Consider the following 26,440-nt stretch of genomic DNA (forward strand, 5'->3'; position numbering starts at 1 on the left):
GTGCCTTCCGCATGCCCGGCGGACTCGCGGCCATGCCGTCCGGGCACCGGCCGCGGCGGCCGGGCGGGCCAGGGCCCGTCAGCCGAACAAGGCGTCCAGGTCCAGCTTCTCCCCGTGCTCGCCGAACAGCCCGTCCGCCTCGCTCAGCTCCGCCAGCTTCTTCAGGGACGGCATGTCCACCTCGGCCGGCCAGGCGGGGAGGATGAGGTCCTGCCTGGCCTGGGGGCTGATCTTCGTGTACTCGGTGAGGATCTGGCGGGCCTCGTCGGGGTGGGCGGAGGCGTAGCGCAGGGACTCGGTCATCGACGCGCGGAAGTTCCGCACCAGCTCCGGGTTCTCCCGCTGGAGCTCGGCGGAAGTGAAGTACGTCGCCACCGTCAGGGCCGGGTCCGTCTCCGCGAAGGGGGACGCGATCACCCGGGCGCCCTGGGACTTGGCGATCGTCTGGGCCGGTTCGCCCATCCACGCGGCGTCCACCCGGCCGTCGGCCAGCGCGGCCGGCATCTGGTCGAAGGGGATCTCGACGAACTCGACCTCGGACGGGTCGCCGCCGTCCGCCCGGACCGCCTCCCGGACCGTGGTGTCGCCGATGTTCTGGAGCGCGTTGACGGCCACGGTGCGCCCGGCGAGGTCCTTCGCCGACCGGACCGGGCTGTCCTCGGCGACACCCACGCAGGTGACGTCGCCGCCCACCTTGCCGTTGGAGGCCGCGCCGTTGACGACCGACCGCACCGGTACGCCCTTGACCTGGGCGATCATCAGCGACGTCGGGTTGCTGAAGCCGAACTGGAACTGCCCGCTCAGCACACTCGGCACGATCGCCGCGCCGCCCTGGGCCGGCACCGCCCGCACGTCGATGCCCCGGTCGGCGAAGAAGCCCTTCTTCTGCCCGAGGTAGAGCGGGGCCACGTCGACGATCGGGATGACGCCGACCGTCACCCGGGTCGTACGGGACGACTCGTCCTGCTGCGGAGACGAGGACGAACCGCACCCCGTGACACCGGCCAGCGTGATCATCGCTGCGGCGAACCCCAGAACGCGCCTGCGCATGAGCCCTCCAGAGGGGTGGCACGGGCCGATGGTGCGGTGCGAGCAATGTATAGAGGCCGCCGCGTGCTGTCAGCACCGTGGGCGGGACCGGGGACCGGCGGTGGCAGAGTGGAAAGGATCGTTCCGCCGCCCTGTGATCCGCTTCCGGAGGTTCCCGTATGCGCCTGCTGCTCATCCGCCATGGTCAGACCCCGTCCAACCGCAAGCACCTGCTGGACACCGCGGCGCCGGGGCCGGGGCTGACGCCGCTGGGGCAGGAGCAGGCCGCGGCGTTGCCGCAGGCGCTGGCGGCGGAGCGGATCGAGGCGCTGTACGTCTCCACGCTGGTGCGCACCCAGCTGACCGCCGCGCCGCTGGCCGCCGCCACCGGGCTGGCGCCGCGGGTCCGGGACGGGCTGCGGGAGGTGGCCGCGGGGGAACTGGAGATGCGGGGCGACGAGGAGGCCGCCGCCCGCTACCTCGCCACCGCCCTCGCCTGGTCCGCCGGGGACACCGGCCGGGGCCTGCCCGGGGGCGAGGACGGGGTGACGGCGCTGGGCCGCTTCGACGCCGTCGTCGCCGAGGCGGCGCAGTCCGGCGCCAACACGGTGGCCATGGTCAGCCACGGGGCGATGATCCGGACGTGGGTGGCCGCGCGGGCGGCCAACGTCGACGTGGCGTACGCGGCGGCGCACCCGCTGGGGAACACCGGTGTCGTCGTCCTCGACGGTTCGCCCGGTGAGGGCTGGCGGGTGCTCCAGTGGGAGGGGCGGCCGCTGGGTCCGGAGGGTGCCGGGGCGGAGGACGGCGAGGGCGGTCCGGCCGGCGAGGCGCTTCCTGGGGCCGACGGCTGAGGCGTCGGTGTCGTCGTCCTCGACGGTTCGCCCAGCGAGGCGCTTCCCGGGGTCGGCGGCTGAGGCCCGGGTCCGCCCCCCGGGGAGGCGAGGGTGGTCCGGCCGGTGAGGCGCGTTCCGGGGCCGGGCCTGCGGCTGAGGCGCTGGTGTAGTCGTCCTCGACGGTTCGCCCGGCGAGGCGCTTCCCGGGGCCGACGGCTGAGGCCCGGGTCCGCCCCCCGGGGAGGCGAGGGTGGTCCGGCCGGTGAGGCGCGTTCCGGGGCGGGGCCTGCGGCTGAGGCGCTGGTGTAGTCGTCCTTGACGGTTCGCCCGGCGAGGCGCTTCCCGGGGTCGGCGGCTGAGGCGTCGGTGTCGTCCTCCTCGACGGTTCGCCCAGCGAGGCGCCCCCCCCGAGACCGGCGGCTGAGGCCCGGGTCCCCCCGGGGAGGTGAAGGCGGTCCGGCGGCGAGGCGCTCCCCGGGCCGGCGGCTGAGGCCGGGAGTCGCCCCCAGGGCTCACCGACCGCCGCGCGACCGCGCCGCCACCCGTGCCAGATGTCGTTCGAACACCTGCGGTGCCTCGGGGGTCAGGGTGCGCAGGGTCACCAGGGCCGTGATGGCCACGTCGCACAGTTCCGCCTCGACGTCCTCCCAGGTGTGGGTGACGCCCTTGCGCGGGTTCTGGCCGGTCGCGCCGATCACCGCCTCGGCGACCTCACCGACCTCCTCCGACAGCTTCAGCAGGCGCAGCAGCAGGCCCTCGCGGCCGGCCGTCTCGGGCTGGGTCGTCTCCAGCCACTGCCACAGGCCGTCGATGACGGGGAACAGGTCGGTGCGCTCGTCGTCCATGACGGGCAGCCTGCCACGACACGTCAGTCGAACAGAGGTTCCTGCTCGGTGGCCGCCGCCTTCCGGAGCCGGCGGTTGCGGCCGCCGACCACCAGCGCGGTCGCCGCGGCCGTCACCGCGAACGCCACCGGCACCATCCAGTTCCGGTTGACCGTGTGCCCGAGGGCCGCGTCGAGGGAGAGCCGGCCCGGTCCGGTGACCGCGAGGCCGGCCGCCGTCAGGCCCAGGGACGCGGCGTACTCGTAGCCGCCCTCCTGCGCGAAGAAGCCGTTCGGGGCGTGCACGGCCGCCGCGCCCGCCATCGCGCCGGCCGCCGCCGCGCCCGCGGCCGGGGTGGCCAGGCCCATCGCCAGCAGGAGTCCGCCGCCCGCCTCCGCCGCCCCCGCCAGCGTCGCGCTCACCTTGCCCGGCACGTAGCCCATGGACTCCATGGCCTGCCCGGTCCCCTCGATCCCGCCGCCCCCGAACCAGCCGAGCAGCTTCTGCGCGCCGTGCGCGGCCAGCACCCCGCCGGTCCCCAGCCGGAGCAGCAGCAGGCCCAGGTCGCGCCGGTCGTAGCAGCAGGTCATGGTGGCTCCCTCAGGTCGGCTATCCGCACATCTCCCACCGTCGCACCGCACGGGGCGGGTGGGCCTGCCGCGAGTGCCGTTCGGGTGGCGGGGCCCGGCGGGCGGTGTGAGGCTGCCGGCATGACGATTCAGCCGACCCGACTGAGCGACCCGGCCGTCCGTGCCTTCGTCGCCGCGGTGAACGCCCACGACCGCGCGGCCTTCCTCGCGCTGCTCGCGCCCGACGCCACCATGTCCGACGACGGGGCCGACCGGGACCTCGACGACTGGATCGACCGGGAGATCTTCTCCTCCCACGGGCACCTGGAGGTCGACCGGGAGTCGCGGGGCGGCCGGGCGCTGGTCGCCCGCCACCGCAACGACACCTGGGGCGAGATGCGCACCCGGTGGGCGTTCACCGTCGGCCAGGACGGGAAGATCACCCGGTTCGAGACCGGGCAGGCGTGACGGCGGCCGGCAACTCGGCGAAAGCGGGCTTGCCTTCGGGTTCGCTTCAACTCCTAGCGTCCCGGCCATGCAGAAGATCCGTGAAAGCAGCGACAGGGTGCTCGGGTTCGGGTGCTGGGCGATCGCCGGGGAGTGGTGGGACACCGCCGGGCAGCCGCTCGGCTGGGGCCGGACCGACGACGAGGAGTCGGTACGGGCGGTGCGGCGCGCCCTCGACCTCGGCGTCACCTTCTTCGACACGGCGGACGTCTACGGCGCCGGGCACGGCGAACGGCTGCTGGGCCGGGCCCTCGGCCGCCGCCGGGCCGAGGTGAGAGTCGCCACCAAGTGGGGCAACCTCTTCGACGAGCGCACCCGCACCCTCACCGGCGCCGACGACACACCGGAGTACGCCCGCCGCGCGCTGACCGCCTCCCTGACCCGCCTCGGCACCGACCACGTCGACCTCTACCAGCTCCACCTCGGCGACGTCGACCCGCGCCGGGCCGCCGAACTGCGCGACGCCTGCGAGGAGTTCGTGAAGGAAGGGCTGGTCCGGGCGTACGGCTGGTCCACCGACGATCCCGGGCGGGCCGCCGTGTTCGCGGCCGGCCGGCACTGCGCGGCCGTGCAGTACCGGGCCAACGTGCTCCAGGACGCTCCCGAGATGCACGCCCTGTGCGAGACGGCGGACCTGGTGGGCGTCATCCGCAGTCCGCTCGCCATGGGGCTGCTCACCGGCGGGCACGGCGGCGGCCGGACCCCGGCGGCGGGCGACATCCGCAGCGCCCCGCCCGCCTGGCTGCCAGGGTTCGGGGACGGCGGCGGCGCCGATCCCGAGTGGCTGGCCCGGGTCGAGGCGCTGCGCGAGGTGCTGACCAGCGACGGCCGTACGCTCACCCAGGGCGCCCTGGCCTGGCTGTGGGCGCGCGGCCCGCGCACCGTCCCCATCCCCGGGTTCCGGTCGGTCGCGCAGGCCGAGGAGAACGCGGGCGCGATGGCGAAGGGACCGCTGGGCGAGGCGCAGACGGCCGAAGTCGAACGGATCCTGGGGCGCTGACGCCCGGCACCGCACGGGCCTGCGGCAGCCGTCCCGCGTACTGGCGTGCACCTCGCGAGATCTCGCGGGCCACCCCCTGCCGGTAGCGCGGAACGGCTGCTCTCATCCCCCCTCGGGATGGTCCGTGGCAGACAACTGCCCACCGGCGCTCCGAGTGTGGAGCTTCGGTGAAGAAGAGTTGAGCATAAGTCAGCTACCGGCCGCAATACCGCGGACCCGATGACTCCGCTCGTGGAGATCGAGATCCGCCCGGCCTCACACCGCCGCGGCCACCGGCTCCTCGCCCGGGTAGCGGACCCCGACCCGCTCCCGGATCGCGTCCAGCGTCCGCATCACCGCGAGGGTGCCGTCCAGCGGGAGCAGCGGGGACTCGGTCTCCCCGGCGCGCAGCGCCCGCATCACCTCCCGGGCCTCGTGCTTCAGGCTGGCCCGCGGCCCGTCGGCCGGGTCGGCCGTGAACTCCTCGGGGTCACGGCCGTCCCGGTGCAGTACGAAGTGGTCGGGGAAGAAGAAGCCGTTCGGTACGTCGATGCGGCCGGCCGAGCCGGTGATCGAGGCGGAGTTGGCGGTACCGCCGACGATGGAGCAGTGCAGCGCGCCGAGCGCGCCGTTCTCCCAGGAGAGCAGCGCGCCGGTCTGGAGGTCGACGCCCTCCTCGGAGAGCGTCGCGCTCGCCGTCACCCCCGACGGCTCCCCGAGCAGCAACTGCGCGAAGGAGACCGGGTAGACGCCGAGGTCGAGCAGGGCGCCGCCGCCCTGGGCCGGGTCGCGCAGCCGGTGCGCCGGCGGGAACGGGCCGGCCAGCCCGAAGTCGGCCTGGATCGTGCGCACTTCACCGACCGCGCCGTCGTCGACCAGTGCCTTCAGTCGGCGCACCAGCGGGTTGCAGTACATCCACATGGCCTCCATCAGGAAGCTGCCGCGGTCCCGGGCCAGGGCGACCAGTTCCGCCGCCTCCCGGGCGTTCAGCGTGAACGGCTTCTCGCACAGCACGCCCCGGCCCGCCTCCAGGCAGCGGCCGGCCGCCGCCCGGTGCGCCGCGTGCGGGGTGGCGACGTACACCACGTCGACGTCCGCGTCGTGCGCCAGCGTCTCCCAGTCGCCGTACGCCCGCGCGATCCCGAACCGCTCCGCGAACGCCCGCGCCGACGCCTCGGTCCGCGACGCCACCGCCACCACCTCCGCGTCCGGCAGATCCACCAGATCCGCCGTGAACGTCGCCGCCATCCCGCCGGTCGCCAGAACTCCCCAGCGCACCTTCTGTTCGGCCACTGCTGCCCCACCCTCACGCAATTGTCGTACGAACTGATCGTCCGAGCTGAGAGCATAGGTGGCGGGTCTGCCTAAGGGGGAGGGACACATGCCGGAGCCAAGGGGGTCCGCCACACGCACGTCACAGGGGCCGACGGAGCCCGCGGCGGCCGTCCGCCCGCCCGCCGGCCCGGTCGTCACGTTCGTCCTCGGCTCCATGACCGCGATCGGCGCGCTGTCGATGGACATGTACCTCCCCGCCCTGCCCGAGGTCACCGGGTCGCTGCACGCGCCCGCCGCCACCGTGCAGCTCACGCTGACCGCCTGCCTGGCCGGCATGGCCCTCGGCCAGCTCGTCGTCGGACCGCTGAGCGACCGGCTGGGCCGCCGCCGCCCGCTGCTGGCCGGCCTCGCCGTCTACGTCGTCGCCACCGCCCTGTGCGCGGTGGCGCCGAACGTCGAACTCCTCGTCGCCTTCCGGCTGGCGCAGGGACTCGCGGGCGCGGCCGGCATCGTCATCGCCCGGGCCGTCGTACGCGATCTGTACGACGGCGCCGCCATGGCCCGGTTCTTCTCCACCCTGATGCTCATCTCCGGGGTGGCGCCGGTCGCCGCGCCGCTGATCGGCGGCCAGGTGCTGCGGTTCACCGACTGGCGGGGCGTGTTCGCCGTGCTCACCGGCGTCGGGCTGGTGCTCGGCGCCGCCGTCTGGGCCCGGCTGCCGGAGACGCTGCCGGCCACCGAACGGCACGCCGGCGGGGTCGGCGAGGCGCTGCGGTCGATGCGCGGCCACCTCGCCGACCGGGCGTTCACCGGGTACATGCTGGCGGGCGGGTTCGCCTTCGCCGCGCTGTTCGCCTACATCTCCGCCTCCCCGTTCGTGGTCCAGGAGATCTACGGCGCCTCCCCGCAGACGTTCAGCCTGCTGTTCGGCCTCAACTCGGTCGGTCTGGTGCTGGCCGGCCAGCTCAACGGCAAGGTGCTCGTCGGCCGGGTCGCACTGGAACGGGTGCTGGCCGTCGGCCTCGCGGTCGTCGTCGCCGCCGCGACGGCGCTGCTGCTGATGACCCTGGGTGCCTTCGGCGACGTGGGGCTCGCGCCGGTCGCCGCCGCGCTGTTCGTGCTGATGTCCGCGATGGGCATCACCCTGCCCAACACCCAGGCGCTGGGTCTGCTGCGGGTGCGCCGCGCCGCCGGTTCCGCCTCCGCGCTGCTCGGCACGTCCTCCTTCCTGGTCGGCGCGATCGCCTCGCCGCTGGTCGGCGTGGCCGGGGAGGACAGCGCGCTGCCCATGGCCGTCGTCCAACTGGGCGCGGCGCTGGTGGCGGCGGGGTGCTTCGTGGGAATGTGCCGACCCTGGAAGGCGGGCGACGCCGTCGCGGTCGCGGAGGGAGCGGACAGCTGAGCGCACCGAGACTGCGCAGCGACGTGCCGGAACGGGCCGGACTGGACCCGGACCGGCTGCGTCGGCTGGCCGCGACGGTCCACGGCCTCACCGCCGGGGACCGCCCCTGGGCGGCCGGGGCCGTGCTGGCCGTCGGGCGGGGGCCGGTGCTCGCCGTCGAGGAGGCGGCGGGCTGGGCCGTGCGCTACGCGGCGTACGACCCCCGGGGCGGCGCCGGGGTGGAACTGCCGGCCGCCGCCCGGGTGCCGGTGACCGCCGGCACCCCCTTCGACCTGGCCTCCCTGACCAAGCTGTTCACCGCGGTCGCCGCCGTGCAGCAGATCGAGCGGGGCACCCTCGGCATCGACGCCGAGGTCGGCGGATACCTGCCGGACTTCCGCGCCGCCGCCGCGCACCGGCTCACGGTGCGCCAGCTGCTCACCCACACCTCCGGGCTGCGGCCCGAACTGCCGCTGTACGACTGTGCCGACGACGCCGAGCGCCTGGCGCGGCTGCGGGCCGAGGCGCCGGCCGGGGCGGCCGGCACGTACCGCTACTCCGACGTGAACATGCTGCTGCTCCAGCAGGTCCTGGAGCGGATCACCGGCCGGGCGCTGGACGTCCTGGTCCACGAGGGCATCACCCGGCCGCTGGGCATGACCGCCACCTGTTTCGGGCCGTGCCCGGGGGCGGCGGCCACCGAGGACCAGCGGCGGCCGTGGGCCAAGGCGGACCGCGGCATGCTGCGCGGGGTCGTGCACGACGAGAACGCCTGGGCGCTGGGCGGGGTGGCCGGGCACGCCGGGCTGTTCTCGACCGCCCGCGACCTGGCGGTGTTCTGCCGGGCGCTGCTGGCCGGCGGCTCCTACGGGCCGGCCCGCATCCTCGGCCCCGACTTCGTGGAACTGCTGCTCACGCCGCCGGGCCTGGGCTTCGCCCTCGACCAGCCGTGGTTCATGGGGGAACTGGCCGGGCGCGGGGCGGCCGGCCACACCGGCTTCACCGGGACCAGCCTGATCCTCGACCGGGCCACCGACACGTTCGTGGTGCTGCTCGCCAACACGGTCCACCCCTGCCGCCGCCCACCGGACAGCCGGCCCCGGGCGGCCACGGCGACGGAGGTGGCGCGGGCGGTGCGGGGGCGGTGACCGCCGGCGCCCCGGCGGCACGGGCCCCGCTCGCCCGAGCGGACCGCGCACGGCTCGGCGGCCACCGCTCGCCTTTAGAATCGCCGGGTGAACGCCCCCGCCCCCGCCCCCTCCGCCGCCGACACCCTGCGCACCGCCCTCGCCGGGCTGCTCGACGGGCTGCCGCCGCGGCAGGCCGCACGGGCCGTGGAGCGGCTGATCGCCAACTACCGCGGGGCCACCCCGACCGACGCGCCCATCCTGCGCGACCGCGCCGACGTGGCCGCCTACGCCGCCTACCGGATGCCCGCCACCTTCGAGGCGGTGCGCTCCGCGCTGGCCGCGTTCGCGGCGGCCGTGCCCGGCTGGGCCCCCGCCACCCACACCGACCTCGGCGGCGGCACCGGCGCGGCCACCTGGGCGGTCGGCGCCACCTGGGACGGGCCGCGCGACTCGACCGTGCTCGACTGGGCCGAGCCCGCCCTCGCGCTCGGCCGGGAGATCGCCGCCGCCGACCCCGCCCTGACCGCCGTACGCTGGCAGCGCGCGCGGATCGGAGCGGCGCTCACCCTGGCGCCCACCGACCTCGTCACCGTCTCCTACGTCCTCAACGAGCTGGCCGCCGCCGACCGCACCGCCCTCGTCGACGCCACCGCGGCCGCCGCGCGCGCCGTCGTGATCGTCGAGCCCGGCACCCCCGACGGCTACGCCCGGACCATCGAGGCCCGCGACCGGCTGATCGCCGCCGGATTCCGGATCGCCGCCCCCTGCCCGCACAGCGCCGCCTGCCCCATCGCCCCCGGCACCGACTGGTGCCACTTCTCGGCCCGGGTCAGCCGCTCCTCCCTGCACCGCCAGGTCAAGGGCGGCTCGCTCGCCTACGAGGACGAGAAGTTCGCCTACGTCGCCGCCACCCGGCGGCCCGCCGACCCGGCCGCCGCCCGCGTGGTCCGGCGCCCGCAACTGCGCAAGGGACAGGTGCTGCTCGACCTGTGCGAGACCGAACCGGCACTGCGCCGCAGCACGGTCACCAAACGCCACGGCGACCTGTACCGGGCGGCCCGGGACACCGACTGGGGAGACCCTTGGCCGCCCGCGTGACGAGACGCACCGTCTTGCCGCCCTGGTAGATTCGGCCCATGCCCGCATCCGACCCCGCCCCCGACCCGGCCCCCGCCCCCCGGCGCCGCAGCGAGAAGTCCCGCCGGGCCATCTACGCCGCCGCCCTCGCGCTGGTCGGCGAGGTCGGCTACCCGAGGACCACCGTCGAGGGCATCGCCGCCCGGGCCGGCGTCGGGAAGCAGACCATCTACCGCTGGTGGTCCTCCAAGGCGGACGTCCTGCTGGAGGCGTTCCTCGACCTCGGCGACGGGCCGAAGCCGCCCGCCCTCCCGGACACCGGCGACCTCGCCGCCGACCTCAAGGCCGTGCTGCGGGCCACCGTCGACGGACTGCGCGACCCCAGGTTCGACGTCCCCGCCCGGGCCCTGGCCGCCGAGGGCGTGGTGAACGAGGAACTGGGCCGGGTCGTCGTCGCCAAACTGCTCCAGCCCTCGCTCCAGCTCCACGTCGACCGGCTGCGGGCGGCGCAGCGGGCCGGCCAGGTCCGCCCGGAGATCGATCCGCGCATCGCCCTGGAGCTGTTCGTCTCGCCGCTCGCGCAGCGCTGGCTCCAGCACACGGCGCCGTTCTCCCACGAGTACACCGACACCCTGGTCGACTACGCCCTGAACGGTCTCGCCCCGCGCTGACCGGCGGGCCCTGTTGACCTGGGAACTTTGTCCCTTCCCGGCCCCCGACGCACGGAATGGTGCGACCATGGGGCATGCTGATGCGCACGACGGCGAGGCGAGGGGATAGATGAGCGCGGAGTTCGGCGGCCGTAGCGGCCTACAGGACAGGCTCTCCCAGTGGTTGCGCGGACGCCGCCCGAAACCCGCCGCCGACGAGGGCGGCCGGGAGGCCCTGCTGCTCGCCGCCGCCGCGGCCGGACTGCCGCTCGCGCCCGCCGCCCACCCGGCCGGGTACCGCTGCTCCTGCGACCGCGTGGGCTGTCCCACCCCGGCCCGGCACCCCGTCTCGTTCGCCTGGCAGACCCAGTCCACGACCGACCGCGCGCAGATCGAGCGCTGGGCCCGCCACCAGCCGGGGGCCAACTTCGTCACCGCCACCGGCATGGTGCACGACGTCCTCGACGTCCCCCTCCAGGCCGGCCGCGAGGCGCTGGAGCGCCTGCTGGGCACCGGCGTCGAGGTCGGCCCGGTCGCCGAGAGCGACGACGGCCGGATGCTCTTCTTCACCCTCACCCGCGGCACCCCCGAGGACGAGGACGAGTGGTGGCCGTGCGAGCTGGACTGCCACCCCGACACCACGGACGAACACCCGGGCCTGCGCTGGCACTGCCGCGGCTCCTACGTCCTGGTGCCGCCCGCCCGGCTCCCCGGCGACCACGGTGTGCACTGGGTCCGGGGCCCGGAGCATCCGCTGCCGGACCCGCTCACCCTGCTGGAGGCGCTCACCGACGCGTGCGCCCGGCACGCCGGCGGCGACGCCGACCAGGCGGACACCGCCTGGCCGCTGCGGCACTGACCTACTCGCCCTTCGCCGAGGTCAGTCCCTGCACCCGCCCCAGGATCGTCACCTCGTCCTCGGCCGAGTCCGCCGCCGGGTCGAGGGCGACCTCGTTGGAGACGAACTCCATCGTCAGCGTCTGCTTGATCTCCCCGTCGGTCAGCGCCAGTACGTCCCGGTTCGGCGTGGGCACCGACGCGCCGCGCGCGGCGGTCTGCTTCTCGAAGTGCCGGGTGGTGAAGAACACCAGCGCCCCGCCGTCCTTCGTGCGCAGCGCCAGCGGCGCGTAGTCGCCCTCCGTCAGCGGCTCGTCGATGTACTGCGTGGCCAGCCCCGGCCGGCTCGCCTGCGTCTCGCGCTGGGCCCGCCAGGCGCTGGTGTTCGAGCCGGCCGCGAAGGCGTCCCCGCCGTCCTGGAGGTAGCCCGTGTAGCCCTTGCTCAACTTGGCCGGGCTGACCGCCAGTTGGGCGGTGTTGGCGGAGACGGCCTCCGCCCAGCCGTCCTGGTCGGTCTTGAACTCGGGCACGTCGTCGGGGGAGACCAGGGTCAGGTACGCCGCCTGCCAGGTCTCGTCCAGGCCGTCCCGGGTGAACACCAGCAGCCAGCGCACGTCGCCGCCCTTGTTGCCGCGGGCGTCGGCCACGAACCAGCGCGGCCAGCCGGCCTTCTCGGGGATCGTGAACTTGGCGTCGGACAGCTTCAGCGGGGTGTGCGACGGGTTGCCGTCGGGGTTGTTGGCCTTGCCGGCCTTCAGCCGGGCCGAGTCGATGTCGGCGAGGGCGCCGGTGGTGTACTCGGCGTCCAGGGAACCGTCGTACGCCTTGTCGGCCTTGTTGTACGCGGCGGTGAACTCCTTCAGGGCCTCGGCGGCTTCCGCGCGGGTCGCCCCGGGCAGCACCTCGCGCTCGCCGTGCACCACCACGCACCCGCTCGCCGTCAACGACAGAGCGACGACGGCGGCTCCTGTCAGGACGCTCCGGTCAAGCCTGCTCATCAGGTTCCTTCACCTTCCCCTTCCCGGAGGCGAACCCTACCGGTGCCCGGCGGCACGCGGACGCCGGGATGCGGTTCCGGATCGGCCGGTGCTCAGCGGTCCCGGCGCGGGGTGACCAGGACGGCGCCGGTGCGCGGGTGCGGGAGTACCTCCACGGGCTGGTCGTAGACCTCGGAGAGCAGGTCGTCGCGGAACACCTCGGCGGGCGGTCCGTCGGCCGCCAGGCGGCCGGCCCGCAGCACCGCGACCCGGTCCGCGTAGGCCGCCGCCAGGCCCAGGTCGTGCAGGACGACGACCACCGCGTCCCCGGCCCGGGCCCGCTCCCGGCACAGCCGCAGCACCAGTTCCTGGTGGCGCAGGTCCAGCGCGGCGGTCGGCTCGTCGAGCAGCAGCAGCGGGGTGCGCTGGGCCAGGACCCGGGCCAGCGCCACCCGGGCGCGTTCGCCGCCGCTCAGCGCGGCGAACGGCCGTCCGGCGAAGGCGCTCACCTCGGTTCGGGCCATCGCCTCGGCCACCACCGCGTCGTCCTGGTCCGCGGCCGGCGTACCGGCGTAGGGGGCGCGGCCCATCCGGACCACCTCCGCGACCGGGAAGGGGAAGGACAGCGCCGCCGACTGGGGCAGCACCGCCCGGCGCAGCGCCAGTTCGGCCGGGGACCAGGCGGACACCGGCCGTCCGTGCATCCGGACCACGCCCCCGGTGGCCGGCAGGTCGGCGGCCAGGGCGGCCAACAGGGTGGACTTCCCCGCCCCGTTGGGGCCGACCAGCGCCAGCAGCTGGCCGGCCCGGACGGTGACGTCGACGCCGTCCAGCACCGGACGGCCGCCCAGGCGGACGCGTACCGCCTCGGCCTCGGCCAGTACGTCGCCGGGCGCGGCCGGGGCGGGCGGCGCCGGCCGGGACCGCAGGAACCGCAGCGGTCTCATGCCCAGCCTCCCTGCCTGCGCCGGGTGCGGCGCAGCAGCCAGAAGAAGAACGGACTGCCCAGCAGCGCCGTCAGCACCCCGAGCGGGAGTTCGGCGGGCTGCGCGACGGTCCGGGCCGCCAGGTCGGCGGCGAGCAGCACGAGCGCGCCGAGCAGGGCGCTGCCCGGGATCAGGAACCGGTGGCCGGGGCCGGCCACCATCCGCAGCAGATGCGGTACGACCAGCCCGACGAAGCCGATCACCCCGGCCACGCTCACCGCCGCCGCCGTCAGCAGCGCGATGACCAGCACCAGCACGATCCGCAGCCGTTCCACGTCCACCCCCAGGTGCCGGGCGGGCCGTTCGCCGAGCGCGAGCAGGTCCAGGCGGCGGGCGTACAGCGGGGCGAGGCCCAGGCCGAGCGCCGCGCACGGCAGTACGGCGAGCACCTTCGGCCAGGTGGCCTGGGCGAGCGAGCCGAGCTGCCAGAAGGTGATCTGGTTGACGGCGGCGGTGTCCGCGAAGAACAGGAACAGGCCGATCAGCGCGCCCGCGAAGGCGTTCACCGCGATGCCGGTCAGGATCAGCGTCACCACCTCGGTGCGGCCCCCGGAACGGGACATGGCGTACACCACGAGGACGGTGCCGAGACCGGCGGCGAAGGCGAAGGCGGCCACCGTCCAGTTGCCGAGGAAGTCCAGGCCGAAGGCGATCGTGGCGACCGCGCCGACCGCCGCGCCCGAGGAGACGCCGATGACGCCCGGTTCGGCCAGCGGATTGCCGAACACGCCCTGCATCAGCGCGCCCGCGCAGCCCAGCGAGGCGCCGACCAGCAGCGCCAGCACGATCCGCGGGAACCGTACGTTCCACAGCACCGACTCGGCGACCCGGTCCAGTTCGAAGCCGCCGAGCCCGGTCCGGTGCAGCGCCGAGCCGACCACGTCACCGACCGGCACCGGATAGGCGCCGGTGCCGGCCGCGACCGGCACCAGGAGCAGCAGCGCGACGGCCAGCCCGGCGGTCAGCGGCCAGGCGGCCGAACGCCGGCCCACCGGTCTCTCGCCCACGGTGTCCACAGAGGTCATCGGCACAGCTTAGGTTAGCCTTGCCTACCCCCGCCACCGAAGTCCCGGTGCCGAAGTTCCGCCACCGAAGACCCCGGCGCCCCCGGTGTTTCAATGCTCCCGTGACTGACTACGACGTGCTGCGCGTCTTCTGCGCGGCGAACGGCGGCTACGGCAACGAACTCGGCGTCGTCCGGGAGGGTTCCGTGCTGCCTGACCCGGCGGACCGGCAGGCCCTCGCCGGCAAACTCGGCTTCAGCGAGACCGTGTTCGTCGACGACCCCGAGCGCGGCGTCGTCGACATCTACACCCCCACCCTGCGGCTGCCCTTCGCCGGCCACCCCTGCGTCGGCACCGCCTGGCTGCTGGACGTGCCCGAACTGGTCACCCCGGCCGGGACGGTGGGCGCCCGGCAGGACGGGGAGTTCAGCTGGATCGAGGCGCGCGCCGAGTGGGCCCCGCCGCGCACCCTGCGCCAGTACGCCGCCCCCGCCGAGGTCGACGACCTGCCGGTGCCGCCCAAGGGGGAGTGGATCTACGCCTGGGCCTGGGAGGACGAGGCGGCCGGCCGAGTCCGGGCCCGGGCCTTCCCCGGCCGGGACGACGGCATCGACGAGGACGAGGCGACGGGAGCCGCGGCCCTGCTGCTCACCGACCGGCTGGGCCGCGCCCTCAACATCACCCAGGGCGCCGGATCGCAGCTCCTGACCGCACCGCAGCCGGGCGGCTGGGTGGAGATCGGCGGACGGGTGTTGCTGGAGCGCTGACTGCCCGTCATCCGCCGTTCTTGACAGGGCAACAAGTGATCGATTTACTCGGGCGACGCTGGCCCCCACAGCCGGCAAAGAGGTACGCCCAGCCGGTAATTGGCGCCCCCAGCCAGCAGCCCGGACCGAGTCGCCAGGACCGCCGTACGGCGTCCGAGGCGGGGACGTATCCGCAACACATGGAGCTCGAAGGATGAGCCGTTCTCCCCTGCACTCCCGTACTGCCCTGCACTCCCGTACTGCCCTGACGGCGGCCGGCGCGGCGGCGCTGGCCGCCCTGGTGTGCGCCCCCGGCAACGCCACCGCCGCCACGGTCACCCTGCCGCCGGCCGGCGCCGGCTTCGATTACCAGATCGGCGGCGCGTACACCCCGCCCAGCGGGGTGGAGGTGGTCACCCGCGACCACGAGGACGCCCCGGTCGGCGGCCTGTACAACATCTGTTACGTCAACGCCTTCCAGACCCAGCCCGGCGCCACCGACGAGTGGAAGGACCTGCTGCTCAAGGACGCCGACGGCAATGTCGTCTACGACGACGAGTGGGCCGGCGAGGCCGTCCTGGACATCACCACCGAGGACAACCGCAAGGCCATCGCCGAGAAGGTGGGCGGCTGGATCGACGACTGCGCGGCCAAGGGCTACCAGGCGGTCGAGCCGGACAACTACGACACCTACGACCGCTTCTCCGACCTGCTCGACGCCGCCCAGGCCCAGGACCTGATCCAGCGGCTCGCCGACCGCGCGCACGCCGCCGGCCTGGCGATCGCCCAGAAGAACGCCGCCGACCTGGCCGAGAACCGCGAGGCCAACGGCCTCGACTTCGCGGTGGCCGAGGAGTGCGGCAAGTACGAGGAGTGCGACACCTACACCGACGCGTTCGACGACCACGTGATCGTCATCGAGTACGACGACGAGGGCATGGCCAACGCCTGCGCCGGCTGGGGCGACACGCTCAGCATCGTCAAGCGCGACTACGACGTCCTGACCCCGGACAGCGACGAGTACGTCCGCGAGACCTGCTGACCCCCTGAACAGGGGCGCCGGAGCGGAGCACCGCCCCGGCCCGGCGCCCCCTCACCCGCTACGCGCTGAGCGGGAACTCCTCGCCCAGCGCCCGGAACACCGCCGTGTTCAGCGCGAACGCCCGCTTGCACTCGGCCACGATCCGCTGCCGCTCCAGCTCGTCGGCCCGGATGCCGTCCAGCAGCTCCCGGTACTCGCGCTTGAACGCGGCCGGGTTGCCGAGCTCCTCGAAGACGTAGAACCGGACCCCGTCGCCCTTCTTCGCGAAACCCCAGGTCCGCTCGGCCTTGTCGCGGATGATCTGGCCGCCGGAGAGGTCGCCCAGGTAGCGCGTGTAGTGATGGGCGACGTAACCCGCCGGCCACTGCTCGGCGCACTCCCGCACCCGGGCCGCGTACTCCTCGGTGGCCGGCAGCGGCGCCAGCCCGCCGCGCCAGTCCGCGCCCCGCAGATGCGCCAGGTCCCGCTCCAGCGAGGGCAGCCGCAGCAGCTCCGGCCGGATGAAGGGCCCCGCCACCGGATCGGCCGCGAGCCGCCCGGCGGCGGCCTCCAGCGCCTCGTACACGAACCACAGCTGCTCGGTGTACCGCGCGTAGGCGGCCACGCCGAGCCGGCCGCCGAGCAGGTCGCTCATGAACGTCGAGGTCTCGGCCTCCACGTGCTGCGCGTGGGAGGCGGTGCGGATGAGCGTCGAGAAGGAGTCCATACGCCCGATCTTCTATGGTTAGGCTAACCTAAGTCAATAGGTTGCCGACGGCCTGTCGGTAAAAGCGTACCCAGTGGCGCGCGAAAAGACCCGCCCTCCAAAGGAGAGCGGGTCCGGAGAGCGGGTCTGCGGCAGGCGCGCGGCGGGTACTACGGCAGCGTGAGGATCTCCGCGCCGGTGTCCGTGACGACGAGGGTGTGCTCGAACTGGGCGGTCCGCCTGCGGTCCCTGGTCACCACCGTCCAGCCGTCGTCCCACATGTCGTACTCGTGGGTGCCCAGCGTCAGCATCGGCTCGATGGTGAAGGTCATCCCGGGGCGGATCACGGTGGTCGCGTGCGGGCTGTCGTAGTGCGGGACGATCAGCCCGGAGTGGAACGAGGAGTTGATCCCGTGCCCGGTGAAGTCCCGCACCACGCCGTACCCGAACCGCTTCGCGTACGACTCGATGACCCGGCCGATGATGTTGATCTGGCGGCCCGGCCGGACCGCCTTGACCGCGCGGTTCAGCGACTCCCGGGTCCGCTCGACCAGCAGCCGGCTCTCCTCGTCCACGTCACCGACCAGGTAGGTGGCGTTGTTGTCGCCGTGCACACCGCCGATGTACGCCGTCACGTCCAGGTTGACGATGTCGCCGTCGCGCAGCACGGTCGAGTCCGGGATGCCGTGGCAGATCACCTCGTTGACGCTGGTGCACAGCGACTTGGGGAAGCCGCGGTAGCCGAGCGTCGAGGGGTAGGCGCCGTGGTCGCACATGTAGGCGTGCGCCACCCGGTCCAGTTCGTCGGTGGTGACGCCCGGCGCGATCAGCTTCGCCGCCTCGGCCATCGCCCGCGCGGCGATCCGCCCGGCCACCCGCATCGCCTCGATCGTCTCGGGCGTCTGCACCTCCGGGCCGGTGTACGGCGTCGGCGCGGGCTTGCCGACGTACTCGGGCCGGCGGATGTTTCCGGGTACGGAACGGGTGGGAGACAGGTCCCCTGGTACGAGCAGCGACTGGCCAGACATGTCAGCGAGTTTAACCAGCGGGCATACGAGACCATGTCCCTCGCGACATCTGGCGGAAGGAGCCGGCGATGGCCCTGTTCAAGAAGCGTACGGTCGGAAAACCGGGCGAGTGGTACTACTGCCTTGAGCATCAGAAGGTGGAGGAGGGGCCGGAGTGCCCGGCCAAGGACCGGTTCGGTCCGTACGCGTCGCGGGCGGAGGCGGAATCGGCGATGCGGACGGCGCGGGAACGCAACCTCCAGTGGGAGAACGATCCCAAGTGGCACGACGCGCCCGCCAGCGGCACGGAGGACTGACCTCGCGGGGCGGGTGCGGGTGGTGCGTGGCTGGTCGCGCCCACGCGGCGGAGCCGCATATCGACACAGCCCCGCGCCCCTGAAGCCTGGGGCTGCGCCGCGCTTTCCCGGGGAGACGCCGCGCGAAGCGCGCGTCTCAGGGGCGCGGGGAACTGCGCGACCAGCCACCCACCGCCCGCACCCGCCCCCCGACCAGGAGCCCCCATGACCGCCGCAGGCCCCGGCACCCGCCCGGAGGGCACCCCCTCCGTCCCCTTCCGCGCCGGCGACGACGGCTACGCCAGCTTCCGGATCCCCGCCGCCGTCCGCACCCCCACCGGCACGGTCCTCGCGTTCTGCGAAGGCCGCGTCGCCGGCCGGGCCGACCACGGCACCATCCGGGTCGTCGTCAAACGGTCCACCGACGACGGCCGCACCTGGGGCCCGCTCGTCGTCGCCGCCGACAACGGCGCCGACCTCGCCGGCAACCCCGCCCCGGTGGTCCTCGGCACCGGCCGGGTCCTCCTCGTCCACGTCCGCAACGCCGGGTACGCCACCGAGGCCGCCATCCGCCGCGGCGAGATCGCTCCCGAGGACGGCCGCCGGGTCTGGGTGACGCACAGCGACGACGACGGACTCACCTGGTCCCCGCCCACCGAGATCACCGCCGACGTGAAACGCCCCGAGTGGCTCTGGTACGCCACCGGCCCCGGCCACGCCCTGCGGACCCGCACCGGCCGGGTGGTCGTCCCCGCCAACCACTCCGTGCCCGACGACGGCCCCGACAACGGCCCCGACGGCGGCCACTGCCTGCTCAGCGACGACGGCGGCCGCACCTGGTCCCTCGGCTACGTCGACGACGGCGACGGCACCGCCGGCCGTGACGACGAGGTGGCCGCCAACGAGTCCACCGCCGCCGAACTCCCCGACGGCCGCCTCTACCTCAACGCCCGCACCATGTCCCCGTCGCCCGCCCCGCGCGCCGACGCCTACTCCGCCGACGGCGGCCGGACCCTCACCGCGCCCTTCCGCCCGCAGCCCCACCTGCCCGGCCCCGTCTGCCAGGGCAGCGTCCTCCAGTTCGGCGCGAGCGGCCCGCTGCTGTTCTCCGGCCCCGCCGACCCCGCCGCCCGGGCCCGGATGACCCTGCGCGTCTCCACCGACGCCGGGGCGACCTGGCGCCCGGCCCACACCCTGGACGACCGCCCCGCCGCCTACTCCGACCTGGTCCCCCTCGGCGCCCGCACGGTCGGCCTGCTCTACGAGACCGGCGCCGGCGGCCCGTACGAGACGATCACCTTCCGCCGGCTCGCCGTGCCCACCGGCGGGCCCGCATAGAGTCGGGCCATGACCTCTACCGACAATGCCGCACAGGGCGCACAGCAGGCCCCCGCCAAGGACCCCTGGGACCTCCCCGACGTATCCGGACTGGTCGTCGGCGTCATCGGCGGGACCGGGCCGCAGGGCAAGGGCCTCGCCTACCGCCTCGCCCGGGCCGGCCAGAAGGTGATCGTCGGCTCCCGGGCCGCCGAGCGCGCCGTCGCCGCCGCCGAGGAGATCGGCCTCGGCGTCGAGGGCGCCGACAACGCCGAGACCGCCCGCCGCAGCGACATCGTGATCGTCGCCGTGCCCTGGGAAGGACACGGCGACACCCTGACGTCCCTGCGCGCGGAACTGTCCGGCAAGCTCGTCGTGGACTGCGTCAACCCGCTCGGCTTCGACAAGAAGGGCGCCTACGCCCTCAAGCCCGAGGAGGGCAGCGCCGCCGAGCAGGCCGCCGCCCTGCTCCCCGACAGCCGGGTCACCGCCGCCTTCCACCACCTGTCCGCCGTGCTGCTCGCCGACCCGGCGATCGAGGCCATCGACACCGACGTGATGGTGCTCGGCGAGGCCCGGGCCGACGTGGAGACCGTGCAGGCGCTGGCCGGCCGCATCACCGGCATGCGCGGCGTGTTCGCCGGGCGGCTGCGCAACGCGCACCAGGTCGAGTCGCTGGTCGCCAACCTGATCTCCGTGAACCGCCGCTACAAGGCGCACGCGGGACTCCGCGTCACGGACGTATGAGGCGATGGGGGACACTGGTGGGCATCAGTCATGCCGACCGTGTCCCCCGACCCGTGTCCCCGACAGGAGCCGACCTCATGCCCCGCCTCGCCCTCTACGCCCTGGTCGTCTGCGTGCTCGCCGTCGTCGCGGCCGTCGTCTCCTTCGTCCAGGGCGCGGTCCTGGTCGGGGTGGTCTGGGTACTCCTGGCGGGCCTGTCCTCCAACATGTGCTGGTACTACCTCAAGCGCCGCCGGGCCTGACTCACGGCGCCATCGAGCACAGCTCGTCGGTCTGCCAGAACCGGTACAGCTCGAAACCGCAGTACGAGTCGAAGTCGCTGATCCCCAGCCACCGCAGCACCGCGTCGATCGCGTCGAAGAACACACCGTTCAGCGCCGGGATCCACAGCAGCGCGAACACGAACAGCAGCCCGAACTGCGCGAACGGCTCCAGCTGCCGCCGCACACTGTGCGACAGCCAGGGCTCGACCACCCCGTACCCGTCCAGGCCCGGCACCGGCAGGAAGTTCAGGATCGCCGCCGTGACCTGGAGCAGCGCCAGGAAGGCCAGGGCCAGGCGGAAGTCGCGCGGTACGCCGTCCAGCGCGTCCAGCCAGAACGGGGCGGTGCACACCACGGCGAACAGCACGTTGGTCAGCGGGCCGGCCGCCGAGATCAGGCTGTGCCGCCAGCGCCCCCGGATGCGGCCGCGCTCGATGAAGACCGCGCCGCCGGGCAGCCCGATCCCGCCCATGATGACGAAGAGCACCGGCAGCACGATGCTCAGCAGCGCGTGGGTGTACTTCGCCGGGTTCAGCGTGAGATAGCCCTTCGCGCCGACCGAGATGTCGCCGCTGTGCAGGGCGGTGCGGGCGTGCGCGTACTCGTGCAGGCACAGCGAGACGATCCAGGCGGCCGTCACGAACAGGAACACCGCGACGCCCGGCTGCTCGGCGAACCCGGTCCAGGTGGCCCAGCCGGTGACCGCGGTGACGGCGACGATCCCCAGGAAGACGGGAGAGATGCGCCGCTCACTTCGGCGGACGGGGACGGTGGTCATGACGGCGGGGCTCCCAAGGATCAGACGGCGGCGGAAGGGCCGACCGTACCGGTGATGTGAGGGGAACGTCACGCGGACGGCCGCGGGTTCCAGGTCCGGTAAACCCGGAGGCGGCGCCGGTGCGTCCCCGGGGACAATGGACCCCGTGCGCTACCGCATCCTCGGCACCACCCAGGCAATCCGTCCCGACGGCAGCCCCGTCCCGGTCGGCGGGGCGCGGCTGCGCGCGCTGCTGACCGTGCTCGCGCTGCGGGCCGGCCGGACCGTCCCGCCCGGCCTGCTGGTCGAGGAGGTGTGGAACGGCGACCTGCCCGCCGACGCGCCGGGCGCCCTGCAGGCGCTGGTCGGCCGGCTGCGCCGGGCGCTCGGCGCGGACGCGGTCGCCTCCGCCGCCGGCGGCTACCGGCTCACCGCCGTCCCCGACGACGTCGACCTGCACCGTTTCGAGCGGCTGGCCGGCGAGGGCACCCGCGCGCTGGCCGACGGCGACGCGGACAAGGCGGCCACCGTCCTCGACGACGCGCTCGCCCTGTGGCGCGATCCGGTCCTGGCCGACCTGCCCGACCGCACCGCCGAGGCGGCCCGCTGGGAGACCCGGCGGCTGGACGTGCTGCGCGCCCGGCACACCGCCGCGCTGCGGCTCGGCGCGGCCGAGCGGTCGCTGCCCGAGCTGACCGCCCTGTGCGACGCCCACCCGCTGGACGAGCCCCTCCAGGCGCTGCGGCTGCGCGCCCTGCGCGACACCGGCCGCACGGCGGCGGCGCTGGCCGCCTACGCGGACGTACGTCGGCTGCTCGCGCAGCGGCTCGGCACCGACCCGGGCCCGGAACTGCGCGGCCTGCACGCCGAACTGCTCCGCTCCGAACCCGCGCGGCCGGCCGGGGACACCGGCGGCCGCCCGCAGCACCCGACCGACTCGCAGCACCCGACCGGCCCGCAGCACCCCATCACGCCCCGGCCCTCCACCGACCCCCACCCCTCCACCCCGCGTCCTTCAACCACCCCCCGCCCCGCACCCCGCCCCCGCGGCAACCTCCGCGCCCGCCTGACCTCCTTCGTCGGCCGGGGCGGCGACATAGAGACGCTCCGGGCCGACCTGACCGGCGCCCGGCTGGTCACCCTGCTGGGACCCGGCGGTTCCGGCAAGACCCGGCTCTCGCTGGAGGCCGCCGAGGCCGCCGGGGACACCGCCCGGGACGGCGCCTGGCTCGCCGAACTCGCCCCGGTCGACGACCCCGCCGCCGTACCCGAGGCGGTGCTGACCGCCGTGGGCGCCCGCGAGACCGTGCTCTACGGGGCCGGCGCCGAGGAGCTGCGGGCCGCCGCCGACCGGCGGACCACCGCCGTCGAACGCCTCGTCGAGCACTGCGCCCGGCGCCGGATGCTGCTCGTCCTCGACAACTGCGAGCACCTCGTCGACGCCGCCGCCCGGCTCGCCGAGGAACTCCTCGCCCGCTGCCCCGGCGTGACCGTCCTCGCCACCAGCCGGGAACCCCTCGGCGTGCCGGGCGAACTGCTGCGGCCGGTGGAACCGCTGCCCGAGCCGTCCGCGCTGCAACTCCTCGCCGACCGCGGCAACGCCGCCCGCCCCGGTTTCCGGACCGAGGACGACCCCGACGCCTGCGCCGAGATCTGCCGCCGGCTGGACGGCCTGCCGCTCGCCATCGAACTGGCCGCCGCCCGGCTGCGGGTCCTCACCCCCCGGCAGATCGCCGACCGGCTCGACGACCGCTTCCGCCTGCTCACCTCCGGCAGCCGTACCGTGCTGCCCCGCCAGCAGACCCTGCGCGCCGTCGTCGACTGGTCCTGGGAGCTGCTGGACGAGGCCGAACGGGACGTGCTGCGCCGCCTGTCGGTGTTCGCCGGCGGCTGCGACCTGGCCGCCGCCGAGGCGGTCTGCGGCCCCGCCGCGCTGCACGCGCTCGGCTCCCTCGTCGACAAGTCGCTGCTCGTCGCCGCGCCCGCCGAGGAGGGCGGCGAGATGCGCTACCGGCTCCTGGAGACCGTCGCCGAGTACGCCGGCGAGCGGCTCGACGAGGCCGGCTGCCGCGCCGCCGCCGAACGCGCCCACCTGACGTACTACCGCGAACTCGCCCGCACCGTCGACCCGTTGCTGCGCGGCCCCGGCCAGATCGCCGCCGCCCGGCGGCTGGAGCTGGAGTACGAGAACATCCGCACCGCGCTGCGGCACGCCGTCGCCGAACGCGACGAGCAGGAGGCGCTCTGCCTGGTGCTGTCGCTGGTCTGGTACTGGCAACTGCGCGACCTGCGGATCGAGGCCCGCACCTGGAGCCGCGAGGTGATGGCACTGGGGCCGGACCCGTTCGCCGCCCCGGTCCGCCCCGCCGCCCCGGTCTGGGAACGGCTGACGGACGCTCCGCCCCCGCTGGCCGGCGAACTGCTCGCCGAGGCCCGGCGCGGCGTCCACCTGGCCCACCTGGCCTGCATGGACACCGAACTGAAAGCCTGGCAGAACCCCGCGGCCCAGGACCGACTCCGCAACATCGCGGACACCTACCGGCCCGGCCTGCCGCAGACCTGCCGCAGCCCCGGCATGATCTGGTTCTACGCCGTGCTGCTCTCCGGCGACCTGCCCCGGCTGCGCGCCATCATGAACGCCTCCGTCGACACCTGCCGCGACCACCCGGACTTCGAGTGGGAGCTGGCCGGCGCCCTCCAGATGCGGGCCAACCTGCTGGCCAACCGCGTCGACCGGGCCGGCGAGGCCGGCCGCGACGCCGACGAGGCGCTGGAGATCTACCGGCGGCTCGGCGACGGCTGGGGCATCGCCGAGGCGCTCTCCGCCCGCGCCGAGGCCCGCGAGCGCACCGGCGACTTCGCGGGCGCCGCCGCCGACTACGAGGCCGCCGCCGAGTACGCCGAACGCCTCGACGCGCACGCCCAGGTGGACGTCCTCAACGCCCGGCTGGGCAGCTCACTGGTGGAGACGGGGGAGCCCGAGCGGGGCGAGCGCATCCTGCGCGAGGTGATCGCCCGTACCCAGACCGGCACGCACAACGGCGCCATGCCCGCCGCCCGGCTGTTCCTGGCCCGCTGGCTCGGCTCGACCGGCCGGGTCGCCGAGGCCCGCGAACAACTGCGGGCGCTGCGCGAGGACGCCACGATCGACAGCTTCGTCGTCTTCGAAGCCTTCCTGCTCGGCGCGGAGTCCTGGATCGACGCGCTGGAGGAACGCTACGACGACGCGCTGGCGCACGTCCGGGAGGCACTGGCGCGGGCCGGCGACCCGGTGTCCGCGATGATCGCCCCGCACATGCACGGCGCCTACCTGGTGGTCGCCGCGCTCTCGCTGGCCCGGATCGACGGCGGGCGCCGGGCCCGGGACGCCGCCCGGTGCCTGGGGGCCGCCACCGAGGCGCTGCCCTCCGGCCATGTCGACGACGTGATGGAGCGGGTCGCGCGGGCCCAGGCGGTCCGGGAGACCCGGGCCGCGCTGGGCGAGGAGGCGTACGCGGCCGCGTACGCCGAAGGCCGCGGCCTCGCCGTGGAGGAGGCCGCGGCCCTCGTCTGACCCACCCGGCTCAGCTCTTGGTGCGGAACTTGTGGATCGCCACCGGCGCCATCACCACCGTGATCGCCGCCGACCAGCCCAGCGTGATCCACAGGTCGTGCGCGACCGGACCGCCCACCATCAGTCCGCGCGCCGCGTCGGCGAGCGTGGAGAGCGGGTTGTAGTCGGTGAACGCCTGGAGCCAGCCCGGCATCGACTGGGTCGGCGCGAAGATCGACGAGCCGAACTGGAGCGGGAACAGCACCAGGAAGCCCATCGCCTGCACGGACTGCGCGTTCTTCAGCACCACGCCGAGGGTGAGGAACACCCACATGATCGACGAGGCGAACGCGGCGGACAGACCGACGGCCGCGAACAGCCCGCCCCAGTGCTCGATGTGGAAACCGACCAGCACGGCGACGATCATCAGTACGGCGGTGGCGAACAGCATCCGCACCAGTTCCACCGAGATCTTCGCGAACAGCACCGAGCCGCGCCCGATCGGCAGCGACCGGAACCGGTCCATCACCCCGGAGTTGAAGTCCTGGCTGAACCCGGTGCCGACGCCCTGCGACAGCGTCATGCTCATCATCGCGATCATGCCGGGGATGACGTACTGGACGTAACCGTCCTGGCCGCCGCCCAGCGCCTGGCCGATCGAGCCGCCGAAGACGTACACGAACAGCAGGGTGAAGACGATCGGCATCAGCAGCGCGTCGAACATCGACTCCGGGTCCTGTCTGATCCACAGCAGATTGCGGCGGACCAGGGCTCCGGTGTGGCGGAGGTGGCCGCGCAGCGGGATGCGCGCGTCGGCCGTGCTGACAGTGGTGGCGGCGCTCATACGGCGACCTCCTCGCGGGTGTCGGTGGCGGGGGCGGGGTCCTGCGGGGCACTGGCACGGTGGCCGGTGAGGGACAGGAACACCTCGTCCAGGCTGGGCAGTTCGGTGGTGACGGCGGCGAGCGTGATGCCGCGCGCGGTGACCGCGCCGACCACGGCGGTCAGCTGCTCGTCGCTGAGGATCGGCACCAGTACGGCGCCGCGCTCGGCGTCCACGGTGGAGGAGGCCAGCCCGGTGATGCCCAGCTCGTCCAGGAAGGCGGCCAGCGGGCGCAGTTCGGCCGGGTCGGCCGGCTTCACCCGCAGGGTGCGGCCGCCGACCTTCGCCTTCAGCTCCTCGATGCCGCCGTTCGCGATGACCTGGCCGCGGTCCACGACGGTCAGTTCCGAGGCGAGCTGCTCGGCCTCCTCCATGTACTGGGTGGTCAGCAGGACCGTCACGCCCTCCCCGACCATGGACTTGACCTCGTCCCACACCTCGTTGCGGGTCCGCGGGTCCAGGCCGGTCGTCGGCTCGTCCAGGAACAGCACCTGGGGCCGCCCGATCATCGAGGCCGCCAGGTCCAGGCGGCGCCGCATGCCGCCGGAGTAGGTGCTGGCCGGCCGCTTGGCGGCGTCGGTGAGCGAGAACCGCTCCAGCAGTTCGTCGGCCCGCGCGCGGGCGTCCTTGCGGGACAGGTCCAGCAGCCGGCCGATCATGTAGAGGTTCTCCCAGCCGGGGAGCTTCTCGTCGACGGAGGCGTACTGGCCGGTCAGACCTATCACCCGGCGCAGTTGCCGGGGCTGGCGCAGCACGTCGTAACCGGCGACGGTGGCCTCGCCGGAGGTCGGGGCGAGCAGGGTGGACAGGATGCGCACCAGCGTGGTCTTGCCGGCGCCGTTCGGCCCGAGCACGCCCATCACGGTGCCTTCGCGGACGTCCAGGTCGACCCCGTCCAGCGCCTTGGTCTCGCCGTAGTGCTTGACCAGCCCCCGGACGCGGACGGCGGGGCGCGGGCCGCCCTGGCGGTTGTCGATTCGCTTCATGCCGACGACGGTGCCAGGCCGTACCGACAGACGGCCGACAGAGCGCCGACATCCGCCCACGGGTATGGCAGGGCCCCGCCGACGGGGGAAGATCGGCGGGGCCCGGCGTCGTACCGCG

At 74.4% G+C, this 26,440-nt stretch carries 27 protein-coding genes; 15 read left to right on the plus strand and 12 right to left on the minus strand.

Annotated features, from left to right (window positions below):
- Positions 1-78: 78 nt before the first annotated feature.
- The gene (locus tag AB0G32_RS18395; RefSeq protein ID WP_361163821.1) at positions 79-1,050 is read right to left on the minus strand and encodes an ABC transporter substrate-binding protein; all 972 of its coding nucleotides are present in this window, start codon (positions 1,048-1,050) and stop codon (positions 79-81) included.
- A gap of 158 nt (positions 1,051-1,208) precedes the next feature.
- Between AB0G32_RS18395 and AB0G32_RS18400 the strand changes: the two genes are divergently transcribed.
- Positions 1,209-1,883, plus strand: a complete 675-nt coding sequence (locus AB0G32_RS18400; protein WP_361163823.1) for a histidine phosphatase family protein — start codon at positions 1,209-1,211, stop codon at positions 1,881-1,883.
- A gap of 494 nt (positions 1,884-2,377) precedes the next feature.
- Here AB0G32_RS18400 and AB0G32_RS18405 read toward each other — a convergent pair whose 3' ends face one another.
- Together AB0G32_RS18405 and AB0G32_RS18410 are read right to left on the minus strand one after the other, a co-directional pair.
- Complete coding sequence (locus AB0G32_RS18405) at positions 2,378-2,710, minus strand: MazG-like family protein (RefSeq protein ID WP_361163825.1); 333 nt, start codon at positions 2,708-2,710, stop codon at positions 2,378-2,380.
- A gap of 23 nt (positions 2,711-2,733) precedes the next feature.
- The gene (locus AB0G32_RS18410; protein WP_361163827.1) at positions 2,734-3,279 is read right to left on the minus strand and encodes a DoxX family membrane protein; all 546 of its coding nucleotides are present in this window, start codon (positions 3,277-3,279) and stop codon (positions 2,734-2,736) included.
- 120 nt (positions 3,280-3,399) lie between these two features.
- Between AB0G32_RS18410 and AB0G32_RS18415 the strand changes: the two genes are divergently transcribed.
- Both AB0G32_RS18415 and AB0G32_RS18420 read left to right on the plus strand, forming a co-directional pair.
- A complete protein-coding gene (locus AB0G32_RS18415) occupies positions 3,400-3,726 on the plus strand; it encodes a nuclear transport factor 2 family protein (RefSeq protein ID WP_361163829.1) in 327 nt (108 codons plus the stop codon).
- A 67-nt stretch (positions 3,727-3,793) separates the two neighbouring features.
- Entirely contained in the window at positions 3,794-4,765 is a 972-nt protein-coding gene (locus AB0G32_RS18420) for an aldo/keto reductase (protein WP_361163831.1), read from the plus strand.
- Positions 4,766-5,020: 255 nt separating this feature from the next.
- Here the strand turns inward: AB0G32_RS18420 and AB0G32_RS18425 are convergent, their stop codons facing one another.
- Positions 5,021-6,037 (minus strand): Gfo/Idh/MocA family oxidoreductase, encoded by a 1,017-nt coding sequence (locus AB0G32_RS18425; RefSeq protein WP_361163833.1) that lies wholly within the window; start codon positions 6,035-6,037, stop codon positions 5,021-5,023.
- Positions 6,038-6,125: 88 nt separating this feature from the next.
- Here AB0G32_RS18425 and AB0G32_RS18430 point away from each other — a divergent pair, with 88 nt between their 5' ends.
- The 5 genes from AB0G32_RS18430 to AB0G32_RS18450 all read left to right on the plus strand — a co-directional run bounded on the left by AB0G32_RS18430 (position 6,126) and on the right by AB0G32_RS18450 (position 11,116).
- Positions 6,126-7,421 carry a multidrug effflux MFS transporter gene (locus AB0G32_RS18430; RefSeq protein ID WP_361163835.1) on the plus strand — a complete coding sequence of 432 codons (1,296 nt, stop codon included), beginning with the start codon at positions 6,126-6,128 and terminating at the stop codon, positions 7,419-7,421.
- Positions 7,364-8,548, plus strand: coding sequence for a serine hydrolase domain-containing protein (locus tag AB0G32_RS18435; RefSeq protein ID WP_361163837.1), 1,185 nt, complete (start codon positions 7,364-7,366; stop codon positions 8,546-8,548). Before AB0G32_RS18430 ends, AB0G32_RS18435 begins: the two co-directional genes overlap by 58 nt.
- An 87-nt stretch (positions 8,549-8,635) precedes the next feature.
- A complete protein-coding gene (locus AB0G32_RS18440) occupies positions 8,636-9,628 on the plus strand; it encodes a small ribosomal subunit Rsm22 family protein (RefSeq protein ID WP_361163839.1) in 993 nt (330 codons plus the stop codon).
- A 38-nt stretch (positions 9,629-9,666) separates the two neighbouring features.
- Complete coding sequence (locus AB0G32_RS18445) at positions 9,667-10,278, plus strand: TetR/AcrR family transcriptional regulator (protein WP_361163841.1); 612 nt, start codon at positions 9,667-9,669, stop codon at positions 10,276-10,278.
- 109 nt (positions 10,279-10,387) lie between these two features.
- On the plus strand, positions 10,388-11,116 hold the full coding sequence (locus tag AB0G32_RS18450; RefSeq protein ID WP_361163843.1) for a bifunctional DNA primase/polymerase: 729 nt from the start codon (positions 10,388-10,390) through the stop codon (positions 11,114-11,116).
- Position 11,117: 1 nt separating this feature from the next.
- On the opposite strand, the gene AB0G32_RS18455 is transcribed toward AB0G32_RS18450, so the two are convergent.
- The 3 genes from AB0G32_RS18455 to AB0G32_RS18465 all read right to left on the minus strand — a co-directional run bounded on the left by AB0G32_RS18455 (position 11,118) and on the right by AB0G32_RS18465 (position 14,082).
- Positions 11,118-12,092, minus strand: coding sequence for a hypothetical protein (locus AB0G32_RS18455; protein WP_361163845.1), 975 nt, complete (start codon positions 12,090-12,092; stop codon positions 11,118-11,120).
- Positions 12,093-12,184: 92 nt separating this feature from the next.
- Positions 12,185-13,018 carry a heme ABC transporter ATP-binding protein gene (locus tag AB0G32_RS18460; RefSeq protein ID WP_361163847.1) on the minus strand — a complete coding sequence of 278 codons (834 nt, stop codon included), beginning with the start codon at positions 13,016-13,018 and terminating at the stop codon, positions 12,185-12,187.
- Entirely contained in the window at positions 13,015-14,082 is a 1,068-nt protein-coding gene (locus tag AB0G32_RS18465) for an iron ABC transporter permease (protein WP_361163849.1), read from the minus strand. The genes AB0G32_RS18460 and AB0G32_RS18465 overlap by 4 nt, the downstream gene beginning before the upstream one ends.
- A 101-nt stretch (positions 14,083-14,183) precedes the next feature.
- Between AB0G32_RS18465 and AB0G32_RS18470 the strand changes: the two genes are divergently transcribed.
- On the plus strand, positions 14,184-14,828 hold the full coding sequence (locus AB0G32_RS18470; RefSeq protein WP_361163851.1) for a PhzF family phenazine biosynthesis protein: 645 nt from the start codon (positions 14,184-14,186) through the stop codon (positions 14,826-14,828).
- A 193-nt stretch (positions 14,829-15,021) separates the two neighbouring features.
- Entirely contained in the window at positions 15,022-15,849 is an 828-nt protein-coding gene (locus AB0G32_RS18475) for an endo alpha-1,4 polygalactosaminidase (RefSeq protein ID WP_361163853.1), read from the plus strand.
- A 58-nt stretch (positions 15,850-15,907) separates the two neighbouring features.
- Here the strand turns inward: AB0G32_RS18475 and AB0G32_RS18480 are convergent, their stop codons facing one another.
- Positions 15,908-16,555, minus strand: coding sequence for a biliverdin-producing heme oxygenase (locus AB0G32_RS18480; protein WP_361163855.1), 648 nt, complete (start codon positions 16,553-16,555; stop codon positions 15,908-15,910).
- Positions 16,556-16,704: 149 nt separating this feature from the next.
- Positions 16,705-17,562, minus strand: coding sequence for a type I methionyl aminopeptidase (gene map / locus AB0G32_RS18485; protein WP_361163857.1), 858 nt, complete (start codon positions 17,560-17,562; stop codon positions 16,705-16,707).
- Positions 17,563-17,630: 68 nt separating this feature from the next.
- Here map and AB0G32_RS18490 point away from each other — a divergent pair, with 68 nt between their 5' ends.
- From AB0G32_RS18490 to AB0G32_RS18505, 4 genes are all read left to right on the plus strand, one after another.
- Entirely contained in the window at positions 17,631-17,858 is a 228-nt protein-coding gene (locus AB0G32_RS18490) for a hypothetical protein (RefSeq protein WP_361163859.1), read from the plus strand.
- A gap of 204 nt (positions 17,859-18,062) precedes the next feature.
- Positions 18,063-19,175 (plus strand): sialidase family protein, encoded by a 1,113-nt coding sequence (locus tag AB0G32_RS18495; RefSeq protein WP_361163861.1) that lies wholly within the window; start codon positions 18,063-18,065, stop codon positions 19,173-19,175.
- 9 nt (positions 19,176-19,184) lie between these two features.
- The gene (gene npdG / locus AB0G32_RS18500) at positions 19,185-19,901 is read left to right on the plus strand and encodes an NADPH-dependent F420 reductase (protein ID WP_361163863.1); all 717 of its coding nucleotides are present in this window, start codon (positions 19,185-19,187) and stop codon (positions 19,899-19,901) included.
- Between the two features lie 77 nt (positions 19,902-19,978).
- Positions 19,979-20,143: a hypothetical protein gene (locus AB0G32_RS18505; RefSeq protein ID WP_361163865.1), complete on the plus strand. Its 165-nt coding sequence runs from the start codon at positions 19,979-19,981 to the stop codon at positions 20,141-20,143.
- Between the two features lies 1 nt (position 20,144).
- Here AB0G32_RS18505 and AB0G32_RS18510 read toward each other — a convergent pair whose 3' ends face one another.
- Complete coding sequence (locus AB0G32_RS18510) at positions 20,145-20,942, minus strand: site-2 protease family protein (RefSeq protein WP_361163867.1); 798 nt, start codon at positions 20,940-20,942, stop codon at positions 20,145-20,147.
- Between the two features lie 136 nt (positions 20,943-21,078).
- Between AB0G32_RS18510 and AB0G32_RS18515 the strand changes: the two genes are divergently transcribed.
- On the plus strand, positions 21,079-24,474 hold the full coding sequence (locus AB0G32_RS18515; RefSeq protein ID WP_361163869.1) for a BTAD domain-containing putative transcriptional regulator: 3,396 nt from the start codon (positions 21,079-21,081) through the stop codon (positions 24,472-24,474).
- Between the two features lie 10 nt (positions 24,475-24,484).
- Here AB0G32_RS18515 and AB0G32_RS18520 read toward each other — a convergent pair whose 3' ends face one another.
- Positions 24,485-25,297 (minus strand): ABC transporter permease, encoded by an 813-nt coding sequence (locus AB0G32_RS18520; RefSeq protein WP_361163871.1) that lies wholly within the window; start codon positions 25,295-25,297, stop codon positions 24,485-24,487.
- On the minus strand, positions 25,294-26,322 hold the full coding sequence (locus AB0G32_RS18525; RefSeq protein WP_361163873.1) for an ATP-binding cassette domain-containing protein: 1,029 nt from the start codon (positions 26,320-26,322) through the stop codon (positions 25,294-25,296). Before AB0G32_RS18525 ends, AB0G32_RS18520 begins: the two co-directional genes overlap by 4 nt.
- Between the last annotated feature and the right edge of the window lie 118 nt (positions 26,323-26,440).

The sequence above is a fragment of the Streptomyces sp. NPDC023723 genome (assembly GCF_040639815.1).
Lineage (GTDB): Bacteria > Actinomycetota > Actinomycetes > Streptomycetales > Streptomycetaceae > Streptomyces.

Coding starts and splice junctions, on each gene's coding strand:
- AB0G32_RS18395 (WP_361163821.1), bottom strand. CDS start 1,050: ATGCGCAGGCGCGTTCTGGGGTTCGCCGCAGCGATGATCACGCTGGCC.
- AB0G32_RS18400 (WP_361163823.1), top strand. CDS start 1,209: ATGCGCCTGCTGCTCATCCGCCATGGTCAGACCCCGTCCAACCGCAAG.
- AB0G32_RS18405 (WP_361163825.1), bottom strand. CDS start 2,710: ATGGACGACGAGCGCACCGACCTGTTCCCCGTCATCGACGGCCTGTGG.
- AB0G32_RS18410 (WP_361163827.1), bottom strand. CDS start 3,279: ATGACCTGCTGCTACGACCGGCGCGACCTGGGCCTGCTGCTGCTCCGG.
- AB0G32_RS18415 (WP_361163829.1), top strand. CDS start 3,400: ATGACGATTCAGCCGACCCGACTGAGCGACCCGGCCGTCCGTGCCTTC.
- AB0G32_RS18420 (WP_361163831.1), top strand. CDS start 3,794: ATGCAGAAGATCCGTGAAAGCAGCGACAGGGTGCTCGGGTTCGGGTGC.
- AB0G32_RS18430 (WP_361163835.1), top strand. CDS start 6,126: ATGCCGGAGCCAAGGGGGTCCGCCACACGCACGTCACAGGGGCCGACG.
- AB0G32_RS18445 (WP_361163841.1), top strand. CDS start 9,667: ATGCCCGCATCCGACCCCGCCCCCGACCCGGCCCCCGCCCCCCGGCGC.
- AB0G32_RS18450 (WP_361163843.1), top strand. CDS start 10,388: ATGAGCGCGGAGTTCGGCGGCCGTAGCGGCCTACAGGACAGGCTCTCC.
- AB0G32_RS18455 (WP_361163845.1), bottom strand. CDS start 12,092: ATGAGCAGGCTTGACCGGAGCGTCCTGACAGGAGCCGCCGTCGTCGCT.
- AB0G32_RS18460 (WP_361163847.1), bottom strand. CDS start 13,018: ATGAGACCGCTGCGGTTCCTGCGGTCCCGGCCGGCGCCGCCCGCCCCG.
- AB0G32_RS18465 (WP_361163849.1), bottom strand. CDS start 14,082: ATGACCTCTGTGGACACCGTGGGCGAGAGACCGGTGGGCCGGCGTTCG.
- AB0G32_RS18475 (WP_361163853.1), top strand. CDS start 15,022: ATGAGCCGTTCTCCCCTGCACTCCCGTACTGCCCTGCACTCCCGTACT.
- AB0G32_RS18480 (WP_361163855.1), bottom strand. CDS start 16,555: ATGGACTCCTTCTCGACGCTCATCCGCACCGCCTCCCACGCGCAGCAC.
- map (WP_361163857.1), bottom strand. CDS start 17,562: ATGTCTGGCCAGTCGCTGCTCGTACCAGGGGACCTGTCTCCCACCCGT.
- AB0G32_RS18490 (WP_361163859.1), top strand. CDS start 17,631: ATGGCCCTGTTCAAGAAGCGTACGGTCGGAAAACCGGGCGAGTGGTAC.
- AB0G32_RS18495 (WP_361163861.1), top strand. CDS start 18,063: ATGACCGCCGCAGGCCCCGGCACCCGCCCGGAGGGCACCCCCTCCGTC.
- npdG (WP_361163863.1), top strand. CDS start 19,185: ATGACCTCTACCGACAATGCCGCACAGGGCGCACAGCAGGCCCCCGCC.
- AB0G32_RS18505 (WP_361163865.1), top strand. CDS start 19,979: ATGCCCCGCCTCGCCCTCTACGCCCTGGTCGTCTGCGTGCTCGCCGTC.
- AB0G32_RS18510 (WP_361163867.1), bottom strand. CDS start 20,942: ATGACCACCGTCCCCGTCCGCCGAAGTGAGCGGCGCATCTCTCCCGTC.
- AB0G32_RS18515 (WP_361163869.1), top strand. CDS start 21,079: ATGGACCCCGTGCGCTACCGCATCCTCGGCACCACCCAGGCAATCCGT.
- AB0G32_RS18520 (WP_361163871.1), bottom strand. CDS start 25,297: ATGAGCGCCGCCACCACTGTCAGCACGGCCGACGCGCGCATCCCGCTG.
- AB0G32_RS18525 (WP_361163873.1), bottom strand. CDS start 26,322: ATGAAGCGAATCGACAACCGCCAGGGCGGCCCGCGCCCCGCCGTCCGC.